The sequence below is a fragment of the Vibrio phycocola genome (assembly GCF_054404255.1).
In genome coordinates, this window is record NZ_JBTAMQ010000005.1 from 86,778 (window position 1) to 100,745 (window position 13,968).

Below are 13,968 nucleotides of genomic sequence, written 5' to 3' on the forward strand. Positions count from 1 at the left end.
TATCTTGTCTCATTTTTTCGCAATTCTTGAACATAGAAACGACGATTTATAGATAGTTTTTAGTGGATCTGTCGAATAGAGTTTTATCGTTTATCTTTGACATCGTGTGTTGATACATATGTTGTTTAGTTAGCAAAGTTGATATGGCTTATGTGGGCAAGGAAAGTAGGAAAGAAAAAAGGTTAGTAGCCATATTGGATACTAACCTTTTAAAATTTGGTGGGCCTTCCGGGACTCGAACCCAGGACCTGCCGATTATGAGTCGTAAGTGTTATCTTTACTTTATTATCTCACCATTTCTCGCATTAGTTTATTTTTATTGTTATTCAGTCAGTTAAATTTTCGTTGTGTTTTGTATCTTCTCATATAATCTCAAATAGGTATAATCTAACTACACCCATTACTACACCTAATTTAATTTGAGTGTGGTTAACTAGATAGGTATCGCATGGCACTGACACAAAAGGAAATTACAGGACTAAAGCCAAAGAGCAGCGCTTTTTATGTATGGGACGACACTGGAACTAGAGGCACAGGGCGGCTTGGCGTCAAGGTAATGACTAGCGGTTCTAAGGCTTTTGTATTTCGTTACTTTAAAAATAAGCAACGTGCATTCATTCAATTAGGTCGTTTTCCTGAATTAAGTCTTTCCAATGCGAGAGAGGTGGCAAGAAATTACGGGCTATTGCTGCAGCAAGGGCTAGATCCAAAACAAAAGCTTGCTGATGATAGAAAGGCAGAGGAAAAGAAGCGCCGAGAAGAATCCCAAAAGGGCACGATTAAACAGTTATTTCATGCTTACACCGATAGAATGAAAAGAGAAGGGAAGCGCACATACAAGGCAGTGCTTGCCTCGCTGGAAAAAGAGGTTTATCCAATCGTTCCGCCGGACACGAAAGCAAGAGATTTTACCAAAGATGACAGTTTATTAATTCTTTCAGGAATGATAGAACGTGGAGCGCCAGTTCAATCAAACCGAGTTAGAAGCTACCTTTTAGCTGCATTTAATTACGGCATAAACGAACACGAAAACGATCCGGCTAACCTTGTGAGCAATGTCATATTCAGCTTAAATAGTAATCCACTAGCACAGGTGAAGAAACAGAAAAAGGCGGAAAAGGAAGGGAAGCATTATTTAAAAATGAATGAGGTCATAATGTTAATTGATGATCTCAACAATGAATACCAACGATTTAAGATGGGCGATTCTATTCGAAACTTAATATTGTTGTGTCTATACACTGGTGGGCAACGTCCGTATGAGTTAGCTGCGTCAAAGTGGGAGTCGGTAGACTGGCAGCAAAAGACATTACTTATCACGCCCGACATATCAAAGAATAAGCGAGAGCACTTAATACCACTGACTGACAGTGCGCTTGAGGTACTGGAAAGACAACTTACCAATAACGATAGTGACTTTATTTTTCCACACAGGTTAAAGGATGATGCGCATATTAGATTGGACTCTTTAGCTCAAAGCATTGACCGATATCGTAAAGCCACGCCACACACTGAGTCGTTTATACCTAGAGACCTGCGTCGTACAGCTAAAACATTAATGGGCGCGCTTGGATTGAGCAAAGAGATCCGCGACAGACTACAAAATCACGCGCTCAACGACGTATCAGCGAAACATTATGATCAATATAAGTATTTGCCTGAAAAGCGCATAGCATTAGAGGCTTGGGAACAGAGGTTGAATCAATCCGCGGTGGATAATGTGAGTGAGTTTCGGAGGCAGTCATGAGCGAGAAAGACAACGAGCTTGAGCAGCTTAAAATATACGCACAAAAGCAAGGTGTTGATCCTTCAAAAGTCGAGGCAGCTTATCTTGCACTTGGCAATTATCGCAACTACATAAACCAACGAGCGGTTGCATTCAATAAGCCTTTTTTTGATGAAAGCGAATTTAGTCCTGTGTTTTTATTTATGGCTGACACTATCGATGCGTTTGCTGAACTTGAGCATGACAGGCTCATGGCTGGACGTGCAGAAAAGCTAAACATAGCACACAAGAAATATATGTATAATTTGGTTAAAAAAGCTAGGGACGCCTCCAGATCAGCGAATAAACCACTGTCAATGAAAAAACTAGCTAACTTTCTTGATGCTGATGTATTTCAAGCCGAATCACCGCGAAAAATTAAAAGACTAAAAGCAGGACTACCAGAAACAGCGCAAGAGATTGTAAGCCTTATTGAATCGGTTCGAAGCTATAGATTAACTAATTCGAATGAGGAATTTATTGAGTCAGTTTCTGGCTCGCTCAAGTGGTGGGCTGATATTGATATGCCAGATCCAGAGTCATCTCAATCTAGCGCTCGTAGTAATAGTTTAATAAAGAGAAATGAGCATTACCTTGTCAGCATGCTGATAGAGCTTGACCTAGCCACCAGTGATTACTATAAAACCGTGTACCACCGAGAAAAAGGACGTCATTACAAAGGTATTACAAAGAAGCAAATCGGTTCAAAGTTCCTCAAACCGCGAGCAACACCCAGATCACCCATCGAGAAACGCCGCTAACTCAAAAAGTGGCAACGATCCTCCAATAGTTCATATTTTCTCAAATCAGCTTTAATAAGCCCATCAACAACGAACGAGGGCTTTATTATGAACAACCAAAACACCCAAAATAATCAATTCGACCGTGTCATTCCTATGGCAGAGGTCGCACAGATCCTTAACCGCTCTGCAAAAACATTGTGGCGCTGGTACGCAAAAGACAAAATCATTCCGCAGCCGCTAATGGTTAACGGTCGTGCTATTGGCTATCGATCTAGCGTTCTAAATCAAATTATTGACGGCTTTCAGCGATGAGCAGTCTATCCCCAGAAGCACAAGCAAGCCTTGCGCGAATCAAGAAAAAACTGAAATTCCTTAAGGCAGCAAACAGAATTTTAGGTAAAGAAAAAGCCACAACTCAAAAAGAAGCGGCTTAACAAATCAATCTATAGTTGGTGGTTCAGTTTGGCGACAGACCACCATCGATCTGAGGATACACCATGAAAGATAGTTATAACAACACCATTGAGCGATTTATGGACAATTGTTCTGATTTAATCGGATTTTGCCCTGATACTGGTATCGCTCGTTTTTCTCGTGAGTTGGCAGAAAGCGCCAAAATGCCCAGAAACACAACATTCTTAACAGTGTTGAGTATCTTTAGCTCAGTGGCTTGTAGGTCATATCGTGTCAATTATGAGCATGGAGGGGGACAGCCTTTAAGTATCAATTTTTGTGGTGAACAGCCACCAGCAGCAGCGAAAAGCCGAGTATTAGCCGAAGCACAGAAACCCATCATTCAAGCGGTGATGGCTGATAGTAAAGCCATTTATAAAGAGCTAGACGAGAAGCAAAAGCAAATTGCTACTGCTACAGATAAGGAAGAAGAAAAAGCCTTAAAGGTGGAGTTGAAAGAAATTCAGAGAAAGCTGAATGGTCTCTTTGAATTTGTGACTGATACAACGCCCGAGGCGCTAGATATGAGCCTGATAAATTCAAACGGGTACTACTCGATAGCCAGTGCGGAACAGGGCGCAATAAACACCTTGATGGGGATTTCATACGGTGATGGTAAAGGTGTCTCAAACCGTGATTTGGTTCTGAAAGGCTGGAATGGTGAATGGCACAGCTCAAAGCGTAAAGGTCGAGAAAGTTATAAAGGTAATGTCGTTGGTGCTATCACGGCTATTGCTCAAGATGGAATGATCGAGAACTTACTCAAAGCATCAGATACCAGTGGAGTGATTGAACGTTTTATTTTATGGGCTGAAAGTACATTGTTAGGTGAACGAGATCACACTCAATATCACAAGATGAATGAACAGAATGTTAATGACTATCATAATGTGCTGGTGGCGATATATCGAAAAATAGTAAACAGTGACTATAACGATCTCGAAGCCCTTTCATTAAGTATAAGGGCGTGGGACAAAATAAAGTTAAGGCGTAATGAGCTAGAGCCAACAATCGCTAATGATGGTGAAAATGCTAATACTCTGCTAAGGGGGCTTATTGGCAAGTACGATATACACGTAATGAAAATTTCTGCTTGTTTACACTTGAGTAACGGGCAAGACAAATTATTGATTCACGATGACCGAGTAACCGAAGCTATGTCTATTGTGGATTGTTATATATTGCACTTGCAAAGTCTTATTAAAGAAGCAGCAATACTGGCATTTAGTGAGCGAGAAAGGGCTGTTTTAGATTTTGTTAAACCCAAGCAAAAAGCGCAAGCCTCGAGCGTTATAAACGCACTGTCACGGCGAAAATGTTTTACAAAGGGTAAGCGAAGCAGAGATTCAAAAGCGGTACAGGAAACGATAGAGCAGCTAAGTGAGCGTGATTTATTAAGTATAACAAATAAGCCTACGGCTTTGTTTAGTGATGCAATCATCTCGATAGTTTAGCCAAACACATATCTGCTAGTTTTCTAAGTAAAGCTGGCAGATTTTTTTATAAATAGTCAATTTTCTTATCCCACAATGTGCTGAGCTATAGTTATTCATAAGGCAAACCGTTAACCATTCTAGGGACATAATGAAAAATTCATTGATATTGGTAAGGCTGAATAGCGAGCAAATAGAACGAGCTAAAGAGGTAAACGGAAATCGAAAGAAATTCACTCATGCTTTGCTATGCGGTGAATATGGGCAAATATTAGGGACTGAAAAGAAATGTTATAAGTATTTTCATGCTTGGGAAACAATCTTTTCTGATCTATTTTTTGATATTAAGGTGTGCAATGAGCATCACATACAGAATTATGAGACTACATTTAATTTGGTAAATATTCTTTTTGAAGCTTTAGATGGACAAAAACCATCAATACAAATTAAACCAGTCAAAAAACAAGGTTTGTGGTCTCGCCTTTTTAAGTAGCATTTATCGATAGGTGGATGGCTTGAGCAGGAAAGGTATTTAACTGTCAGTGATGTCAGTTCAAAGTCAGTTGATTGACAGCGTGGAAGCCTTGCCACATAAGGGATAGAGAAGAAATAGTAAAAAAGTCAGTTTTTTCTGTTTTCTCTCTTCTTCTTGCTATTTTTTCACTTACTCTCTGGCACACTGACAAAAGTGACTAAATTGACTTTCATGCTCTAAAGCCTTTCTGTGTAAGGGCTGGATGGAGTCAGTTGATTGACTTTATATTGACTATTGCTTTCTAATTACTTTTAGGTGTTGTGAATTGTTATAATTTAAGTCCATATTTGCTTAGTAAAAAATTGGCTGAATCATGAATGTCACTACATTCCTTAGCATCGGTATCAATCAACTCCTTTTGAACGTAGCGTTTTGCTCCTGTGAGAGAACGAAGTCCTTGAGCTTTTATAGCTGGTTCACCAGTTACCATTTTATACCATCCAGATTGATGTAGTTTTGCTTCGTTAAAATTGGTGTCTACAAAATAGGCATACAGTTTTATTGAATCTTCGAAGTAGAGTTTAGAATCGCCAAGGATAGCGTTTGGGTTTACGTCAGCAACACCAGCACAAATTACACTAGCAAAGCCTAATCGCCAGATCGCTATATCATCTTTTGGTGTTATTGGGGGGGCATTTCTATTTGTCATTTTGTCCTGATGGGTATCGTTATCTAGTGGATATCGCTCAAATATCTGATCCTTCACATCAATTAAATTGTCAAATACAGATAGCAGAGCTGAACAGGGGAGACCAGATAGTTCTTCTGATTTAGAAATAAGAACATAGTCTTGAGCATTGATTGAACTTACTATTTTCAAATAGCTATCTTTCTGTTGCTGACTAATTTTGCATGAATTCAGTTGCGACAGTATATAACTGGCTTTGATGTATGAGACGCCATCTTCTCTACTTTGAATATTAATATTTAATTGAAATGGTTCTTGAGTAGTCTCACTATTTGCTTGATTTATAGATGAAAATACAATCAATAAAATAAGCGCAAGAAAACGATTCATTTTAGATTTCCTATAAATGTGTCAGGAAGAGTGATAAAAATTTAATATGTACGCTAACTCATATACCCTACCACTACCAATCTTTTTTAAGTGAGACATATTTCTAAAGGTTAACTTTCCGACATCGTATCGACGGAATAGCATTAGAGGATTGGAAGTCTTTGCTAGAGATTTATCCATCAGCATGGGAAAGAATTTAAAAGAAAGCTTATGGACTTAGAAAATGGATGCCGACGTGGACTCTAGCAATGCGACTGAATGAGACATTCCAAATAATACTTCGACATCAATAAACGCCTACATGAATAATACTTTTGGGGGGCTTATAGAAGGAATATTCGGAAGTCGTAGAGGGATATGTTATTGATATTTTCTAATGCGAAAACAGAGTTAAGCAATTCACTAACTACACCCGCAACTACACCCTTAAAACGACAGGCATAAAAAAGGTTAGTAAACACTACGCTTACTAACCTTTTCGAATTTGGTGGGCCTTCCGGGACTCGAACCCAGGACCTGCCGATTATGAGTCGGACGCTCTAACCAACTGAGCTAAAGGCCCCAAATAGGTCAACGATTATAGGTGAACCCGAGTTGGGTGTCTAGAGAGAATATGGGTTAAATCTGTTTAGATTTTATTCACTTAGAACAATTCGATACAAAAAAGGTGAGCGGAGCTCACCTTTTGTTCAGATTGATGGTTATTTACTCGTCTAAGAAGCTGCGCAGAGTTTCTGAGCGGCTAGGGTGACGCAGTTTACGTAACGCTTTTGCTTCAATCTGACGGATACGTTCACGTGTAACATCAAACTGTTTACCCACTTCTTCAAGTGTGTGGTCAGTGTTCATGTCGATACCGAAACGCATACGCAGAACTTTAGCTTCACGTGGCGTTAAACCTGAAAGAACATCACGTGTCGCGACATGTAGACTGGTTGCTGTTGCTGAGTCTAATGGAAGCTCTAACGTAGTATCTTCGATAAAGTCACCTAGATGAGAATCTTCATCATCGCCTATCGGTGTTTCCATCGAGATTGGCTCTTTCGCAATCTTAAGGACCTTGCGAATTTTGTCTTCTGGCATTTGCATGCGTTCTGCTAGCTCTTCTGGCAGAGGTTCGCGGCCCATCTCTTGCAACATCTGACGAGAAATACGATTCAGTTTATTGATTGTTTCAATCATGTGAACTGGAATACGAATTGTTCGTGCTTGGTCTGCAATGGAGCGAGTAATCGCCTGACGAATCCACCAAGTGGCGTAAGTCGAGAACTTGTAACCACGACGGTATTCAAATTTATCAACCGCTTTCATCAAACCAATGTTGCCTTCTTGGATTAAATCTAAGAATTGCAAGCCGCGGTTAGTGTATTTTTTCGCGATTGAAATAACCAGACGTAAGTTCGCTTCAACCATCTCTTTTTTCGCACGACGAGCTTTTGCCTCACCGATTGACATGCGACGGCTGATGTCTTTAATACGTACGACTTTTAAAGAAGTTTCTTCTTCGATTGATTTTAGCTTCTGGATCGAACGACGAATATCATCCTCATTGAGGCGAATTTTTTCAGCGTAAGGTTTATCAGAAGCTAAAACAGTATCTAACCATTCTTCGCTTGATTCATTACCTGTAAAAGCTTGAACAAATGCTTTTTTCGGCATTTTTGCGTATTCAACCACAGAACGCATAATTAAGCGTTCTTGGGTACGAACACGATCCATTGACGTACGAAGGTTTCGAACTAAATGATCAAACTGCTTGGGTGTTAAACGGAATTCACGGAATGCGTCCAATACCAATTCAGAAGCTTCTTTCGATGGCTTACTTCCATCACCATGTTCATTGAGAGCTAGTTGGTAATTTTGGAAGCGAGAACGAAGGTCATTAAATTTCTCTGCGGCGAATTCAGGATCGATACCAGTATCTTCTTCCTCATCGTCCTCATCATCCGTATCATCTTTGTCTTTATCTTCTTCAGTGTCATCTTCATCAGCAAGATTTGAACCTGTCAGCTCCGAACCGATATGTGTAGCGGTTGGTGCTGCAGTCTCATCTGCATCAGGGTCGACAAAGCCTGAAATCAAATCGGTAAGACGAAGCTCTTCAGCTTGCACTCTATCGAATTGTTCAAGAATGTAAGGAATGGTTCCTGGGTATTCAGCGACAGAACGTTGAACTTGGTTGATCCCTTCTTCGATACGTTTTGCTATATCGATTTCGCCTTCGCGAGTAAGAAGTTCAACAGTACCCATTTCACGCATATACATGCGGACGGGATCGGTCGTTCGGCCAATTTCACTTTCAACGCTTGAAAGTGCAGCAGCAGCAGCTTCAGCTACGTCTTCATCAGTAACTGCAGTGTCGTCATTAAGAGCAAGATCATCGGCATCAGGAGCAGTTTCAACTACCTTTATGCCCATGTCATTGATCATCTGAATAATATCTTCTACCTGTTCAGAATCTACGATCTCTGCAGGTAAGTGGTCATTTACTTCGGCGTATGTCAGATAGCCTTGTTCCTTGCCTTTAATAACAAGTAATTTTAGCTGTGACTGCGGATTTTGATCCATAGACGGTATCCAACTTCATATCTGGTGACGGAATAAGTATGCGAAATGCAAACCACGTATGATAACAAATTTCTAAATTGCTGACTATAAGATAAGGGTTACGCTTTTAAATCTAGCATTAGAGCTAACAGCTCCCTTTTCTCATCGGATGATAAACCGACACTTCGCTCTCTAGCCTGCAAATCTTCAATTTGTTTTTCTATGCACTGTGCAAGTATTTTATCTAGTGAGTCTAAAAACAGCTCTTCTTGGTTTTCTTCATTAATATGTATCTCCCAGCTTGCTAGCCGAGATACCAAAGGCTCGTTTTTATTGCCTCGCCAGTACTCAAGTAACTGGCCTGTTGTGATATGGGGATAATTTCGACAATTTTCAACTACCTCGATTAATAAAGTGAGACCTGGAATAGGTAATGTTCTTACACTGCTTAGATCCGGTACCCTTTGAGCATAGCTCGGATTTTGCAGAAGCAAAGCAATCACTTCTCTCATCGGTGTCCGCTTTATTTCTCTATGTGGTTGAGGTGTTCGGTTATCCTCTTTATTTACAACAGGTTTTTTATAAACTCCCGTTTTTTGCTCCAGCAATTTTAAAAGTTGAGATTGCAAATATTCATCGGGAATCTTAAAAATAAGAGGTAATGCAAGCGCTTCTAATGCTGCTTTACCTTCATTGTTGCCAACATCGACTTGTTGAAGAAGATGATTAAACAAGTACACAGAGAGGGGTTGCGCTTCCTGAACTTGTTGTTCAAATGCTTCTTGTCCATATTGGCGAATGTAACTATCTGGATCTTCCCCATCAGGCAAAAATAAAAATTTGAGAATATTGCCACTCTTGAGGTAACTCAACGCATTTTCTAATGCTCTCCAAGCTGCTTCACGTCCAGCTCGGTCCCCATCATAACAACATACGACAGTATTGGTTTGACGAAAGAGTAACTGAAGATGATCGCCGGTTGTTGACGTACCCAATGAAGCAACGGCGTAATCGACATCGAATTGTGCCAATGCGACGACATCCATATACCCTTCTACGACCAAAATCTGCTTTGGTTCACGATAGGTTTGCAATACTTCATACAAACCGTAGAGCTCTTTGCCTTTATGGAAAATTGGAGTTTCAGGTGAGTTTAAATATTTAGGCGTTCCATCTCCTAATACTCGACCTCCAAACCCAATCACGCGGCCGCGACGATCTCGGATTGGAAACATAATCCGACCTCGAAAACGGTCGTATCGATTACCACGATCATTTTCAATCAACAAACCGCCATCAACCAACATATCTTCGCTTTGTTTAGAGGTGGCAAATTGTTGGCGAATAGAATCCCACTCATCTGGGACGTATCCAATTCCAAATTTTTGAGCTATTTCTCCGGAAACCCCGCGAGCTTTCAAGTAATCAATAGCTTGTTTCGCTGCCGGTTTTTTTAATTGTTGACGATAAAACTGAGCTGCACTTTCAAGTAGATCATAAAGTGATCGCTTGGTATCACTACTCACTCTTGGTGTGTTGTCATTTGCTCGAGTTCCAGGGCGTTGTTCTCGAGGAACTTCTATACCCAATACACCCGCAAGTTCATCAATTGCTTCAACAAAATCGAGTCGTTCAAACTCCATAATAAAGTCGATAGCATTACCGTGTACACCACAGCCAAAACAGTGATAAAACTGCTTTTCCTGACTAACGCTAAATGAAGGGGTTTTTTCGTTATGGAATGGACAACACGCAGAGTAGTTTTTTCCTTTCTTTTTAAGTTTCACCCGCGCGTCTACGATGTCGACAATATCAAGTCGAGCTAGGAGATCATCAATAAAAGTACGAGGAATATGTCCGGCCATAAAACCTAAAAAGAAACATCCAATTTGATTGAGTTAAATGCAAACAAGCCGTGCATTCGTAAGAATAACACGGCTTATTAATCTTTGTGATGGATATTAAGCTAGATTAGACTTAACCAGTCCGCTAACTTTACCCATATCTGCGCGTCCCTGTATTTGCGGTTTAAGCACAGCCATTACTTTACCCATATCTTGCATGCTAGAAGCGCCAGACGTTTCAATTGCCGCTTTGATTAGCTCAGCAACTTCATTATCATTTAACGCTTGAGGCATGAAATCTTCAAGTATTGCAATTTCAGCACTTTCTGCTTCAGCAAGATCACTACGACCTGCGTTTTCATACTGAGCGACAGAATCGCGACGTTGTTTAACCATTTTTGTCAGTATTGCAACAATATCATCGTCAGTGAGCGTTATACGTTCATCAACTTCACGTTGTTTAATTGCTGACAGGGCTAAACGAATAGTGCCAAGGCGTAATTTGTCCTTGGCTTTCATCGCTAATTTTTGCTCTTCTTTGAGTCGTTCAATCAGAGCCATAACTAAATCCTTAGTTGGAATCAGTTATTAGTACAGGCGAACGCGACGAGCGTTTTCGCGAGCTAGCTTCTTAGCATGACGCTTTTGAGCAGCTGCTTTAGCGCGTTTACGAACTGTAGTAGGCTTTTCATAGTGCTCACGGTTGCGCACTTCAGAAAGAATTCCTGCTTTTTCGCAAGAGCGTTTGAAACGACGTAATGCAACGTCGAACGGTTCGTTTTCACGTACTTTAACTATTGGCATATGCCTTTCACCTCAGGGGTTATTCGTTAATTCTGGTTTCTTCTAGTCTAGATACAGAGAAATACGGTATCGCTTGACTCGTATCGGACCTTTAACCAGCTAGATCAAAAATGGTGCGGAATTTTAATCTGAACGAATGGGCTTTGTAAAGCACTTTGTCTAATTTTAACGAAGACAAAATTTGTCTGTCGACACAAGCCAAGGTAACATGTCGCCAATTTCTATCTGATGAGAAAAGTGTAGCGAATTAATTATGCGCATTATTGGTATTGAGACCTCGTGTGACGAGACTGGAATCGCTATTTATGATGATGAAAAAGGGTTGTTATCTCATCAGCTATATAGCCAAGTAAAACTGCACGCAGATTATGGTGGGGTAGTGCCTGAACTTGCCTCTCGTGATCATGTAAAAAAAACTATCCCTCTTATTAATGCTGCTTTAGAGGAAGCCGGTTGTACCAAAAAAGATATTGATGGTATTGCCTACACGGCTGGACCTGGTCTTGTTGGGGCACTATTGGTTGGTGCGACCATTGGACGTAGTTTGGCCTACGCATGGAATGTTCCTGCTGTCGCGGTTCACCATATGGAAGGGCATTTACTTGCCCCAATGTTAGAAGATACACCGCCAGAGTTTCCGTTTGTCGCGGTTTTGGTTTCCGGTGGTCATAGTATGATCGTTCAAGTCGATGGTATTGGTGCGTACACAATTCTTGGCGAATCAGTCGATGATGCTGCTGGTGAGGCTTTCGATAAAACGGCGAAATTAATGGGGCTGGATTATCCAGGTGGACCATTACTCGCTAAATTGGCAACAAATGGAACGCCCGGCCGCTTTAAGTTTCCACGCCCGATGACTGACCGACCAGGTCTTGATATGAGTTTCTCCGGTCTAAAAACCTTCACTGCAAACACGATTGCTTCTAATGATAACGATGATCAAACTCGAGCGGATATTGCATATGCATTCCAAGAGGCTGTGTGTGAGACTCTTGTGATTAAGTGTCGTCGCGCCCTAGAACAAACAGGTATGAAAAGAATCGTTATCGCTGGCGGCGTGAGTGCCAATGTTCAATTGCGAGAGTCACTGGGTCAACTTGCGAAGAAGATTGGAGGAGAGGTGTTTTATCCTCGAACTGAATTTTGTACCGATAATGGTGCCATGATTGCATTTGCAGGCATGCAGAGATTGAAAAATAACGAGACCAATGATTTGGAAGTCAAAGCGGTTCCTCGCTGGCCAATAGATCAGCTCAGCCCCGTAAGTTCGACTCAAAAGGATTAGATATGCCGGTTTTTGTCGTTAATGGTAAAAGTATGCATTACCAAGACATTGGTCAGGGAGACGTGATCGTATTTGGCCATGATTATCTTTGGGATTGTGAGATGTGGCGAGAGCAGGTCGCTGAGCTTAGCCAATCTTACCGCTGTATTATTCCCGATTTTTTTGGGCATGGTTTATCCGACCCTCTTCCTTATTCTGGTTTCGACTTAACCGACTATGCAAAACATGTTTTAGCATTGCTTGATTCATTGGATATTAAAGACTTTTCACTTGCAGGCTTGTCACTAGGCGGAATGTGGAGCGTGGAGCTAACCATGTTGGTTCCACAGCGGGTTAAAAGTTTGGTTTTACTGAATACATTTGTTGGCTTCGAACCTGAGGTCAATTGCACCAAATATAACGATTGGTTTCACCGTATGAAGCAAGAGAGTCAGATTTCCGATGAGGTTATTACGCCATTGCTTCCACTCTATTTTTCAACATATGCACTAGAACAGTCAGAAGGTTATGTGGCTGAATTCGAGAATAAGTTGAAAAATGCAACCGAGCTTCAGATCCATTCATGGGTTGATGTTGGCAAGGTAATGTATTCTCGTCCCGAGCGCTTTGAAGATATTGAGAAATTTGCATTACCGGTATTGATTATATCTGGATCAGAAGATCGAGCACGTCCACCGTTGGAATCGTACTTGATGAATGATGCGATCACGGGCAGTGAACTAAAAGTGCTTGCGAATACTGGGCATATGAGTGTACTTGAATCGAGCGCAGAGGTGACGTCTCATCTCAATGCTTTCTTTGCTCATAATCTTGGGTAAGGTTTTAAGCGGTAGAGAGGCGTTATTTCGAATTGTTACTGCCTCTTAGCTGTTTGACACCATTGCTCAGAGGGCTTTTCAGTAAAGGAAAAGAGGTTAAGCTTTTTGAGGTTGAAGGCGTTTCTTCCGCTTCTGAGAGGCACATAATCGAATAAAAAGTATGATCAGCAATGCTGGCTGAAATTGGGGCATTACCAAAATGTTCAAGGTGCCCCGATACCGACCCTTCCTCAACTCTTTTTGCGACGATCTGGGTATTTTGAAAATACAATGCCGCATGAGTAGGATCGGACATATATCCACTTTGAGCTAATTCAATTATCGTTTCGATACGAGCACGTTGCTCTAATGTTGGCTGTGGTAATTTTTCCCAACCACCGGCTACAGTGACGGGTTCAAACTGATTATTACTGTTAATAATGCTTTTTATTGAATCTGAAAACTTGCCACTGATTTTGCGGTTTAAAATCGTAAACACAACACCAGAAAGACCTAATGAACCTTGGTTGGCGGCTTCGGCGTAAGCGGTTCGGGTGATTGCATCGATGTCCGTCGTGGTCAGCTCTAGTTGTGATAGTTCTTGAATATAGGTTTGGTGAACAGAATCACAATCAATATCAATTGAAGCATTTGCCGAAGCACAAAGTGCCAGCATAGAAAACCAAGTCATAGTGCCAGTCTCAAGGAATGTGGTCGTTTAATCAGTAAGTCTAATCTCTTTTG

General features: G+C 41.0%; 14 protein-coding genes and 1 tRNA gene. 8 read left to right on the top strand and 7 right to left on the bottom strand.

Translation table 11 applies throughout. From position 1 onward, the window contains the following. Nucleotides 1-448: 448 nt before the first annotated feature. From ACXJY6_RS09045 to ACXJY6_RS09070, 6 genes are all read left to right on the top strand, one after another. On the top strand, nt 449-1,747 hold the full coding sequence (locus ACXJY6_RS09045) for a tyrosine-type recombinase/integrase (RefSeq protein WP_458768141.1): 1,299 nt from the start codon (nt 449-451) through the stop codon (nt 1,745-1,747). Next, entirely contained in the window at nt 1,744-2,526 is a 783-nt protein-coding gene (locus tag ACXJY6_RS09050; RefSeq protein ID WP_458768142.1) for a hypothetical protein, read from the top strand. Before ACXJY6_RS09045 ends, ACXJY6_RS09050 begins: the two co-directional genes overlap by 4 nt. An 87-nt stretch (nt 2,527-2,613) precedes the next feature. Beyond that, complete coding sequence (locus tag ACXJY6_RS09055; protein WP_458768143.1) at nt 2,614-2,820, top strand: helix-turn-helix transcriptional regulator; 207 nt, start codon at nt 2,614-2,616, stop codon at nt 2,818-2,820. After that, a complete protein-coding gene (locus ACXJY6_RS09060) occupies nt 2,817-2,942 on the top strand; it encodes a hypothetical protein (protein ID WP_458768144.1) in 126 nt (41 codons plus the stop codon). Before ACXJY6_RS09055 ends, ACXJY6_RS09060 begins: the two co-directional genes overlap by 4 nt. Before the next feature lie 63 nt (nt 2,943-3,005). Beyond that, a complete protein-coding gene (locus ACXJY6_RS09065; protein WP_458768145.1) occupies nt 3,006-4,415 on the top strand; it encodes a DUF3987 domain-containing protein in 1,410 nt (469 codons plus the stop codon). Between the two features lie 130 nt (nt 4,416-4,545). After that, nucleotides 4,546-4,887 carry a hypothetical protein gene (locus ACXJY6_RS09070; protein ID WP_458768146.1) on the top strand — a complete coding sequence of 114 codons (342 nt, stop codon included), beginning with the start codon at nt 4,546-4,548 and terminating at the stop codon, nt 4,885-4,887. Between the two features lie 310 nt (nt 4,888-5,197). On the opposite strand, the gene ACXJY6_RS09075 is transcribed toward ACXJY6_RS09070, so the two are convergent. The 6 genes from ACXJY6_RS09075 to rpsU form a co-directional block, all read right to left on the bottom strand. Then, nucleotides 5,198-5,947 (bottom strand): hypothetical protein, encoded by a 750-nt coding sequence (locus ACXJY6_RS09075; RefSeq protein WP_458768147.1) that lies wholly within the window; start codon nt 5,945-5,947, stop codon nt 5,198-5,200. A gap of 485 nt (nt 5,948-6,432) precedes the next feature. Continuing rightward, nucleotides 6,433-6,509, bottom strand: a tRNA-Ile gene (locus ACXJY6_RS09080). 143 nt (nt 6,510-6,652) lie between these two features. Further along, entirely contained in the window at nt 6,653-8,515 is a 1,863-nt protein-coding gene (rpoD, locus tag ACXJY6_RS09085) for an RNA polymerase sigma factor RpoD (protein ID WP_456052802.1), read from the bottom strand. 98 nt (nt 8,516-8,613) lie between these two features. Continuing rightward, nucleotides 8,614-10,359, bottom strand: a complete 1,746-nt coding sequence (gene dnaG, locus ACXJY6_RS09090) for a DNA primase (protein ID WP_458768148.1) — start codon at nt 10,357-10,359, stop codon at nt 8,614-8,616. A gap of 96 nt (nt 10,360-10,455) precedes the next feature. Continuing rightward, nucleotides 10,456-10,899, bottom strand: a complete 444-nt coding sequence (locus ACXJY6_RS09095; protein ID WP_456052800.1) for a GatB/YqeY domain-containing protein — start codon at nt 10,897-10,899, stop codon at nt 10,456-10,458. 27 nt (nt 10,900-10,926) lie between these two features. Next, nucleotides 10,927-11,142: a 30S ribosomal protein S21 gene (gene rpsU, locus ACXJY6_RS09100; protein ID WP_456052799.1), complete on the bottom strand. Its 216-nt coding sequence runs from the start codon at nt 11,140-11,142 to the stop codon at nt 10,927-10,929. A gap of 253 nt (nt 11,143-11,395) precedes the next feature. On the opposite strand from rpsU, the gene tsaD reads away from it, so the two are divergent. After that, nucleotides 11,396-12,427 carry a tRNA (adenosine(37)-N6)-threonylcarbamoyltransferase complex transferase subunit TsaD gene (gene tsaD / locus ACXJY6_RS09105; protein WP_458768149.1) on the top strand — a complete coding sequence of 344 codons (1,032 nt, stop codon included), beginning with the start codon at nt 11,396-11,398 and terminating at the stop codon, nt 12,425-12,427. Between the two features lie 2 nt (nt 12,428-12,429). Then, nucleotides 12,430-13,245 (top strand): alpha/beta fold hydrolase, encoded by an 816-nt coding sequence (locus tag ACXJY6_RS09110; protein ID WP_458768150.1) that lies wholly within the window; start codon nt 12,430-12,432, stop codon nt 13,243-13,245. A gap of 22 nt (nt 13,246-13,267) precedes the next feature. On the opposite strand, the gene ACXJY6_RS09115 is transcribed toward ACXJY6_RS09110, so the two are convergent. After that, the gene (locus tag ACXJY6_RS09115) at nt 13,268-13,915 is read right to left on the bottom strand and encodes a cell wall hydrolase (protein ID WP_456052796.1); all 648 of its coding nucleotides are present in this window, start codon (nt 13,913-13,915) and stop codon (nt 13,268-13,270) included. Nucleotides 13,916-13,968: the final 53 nt, after the last annotated feature.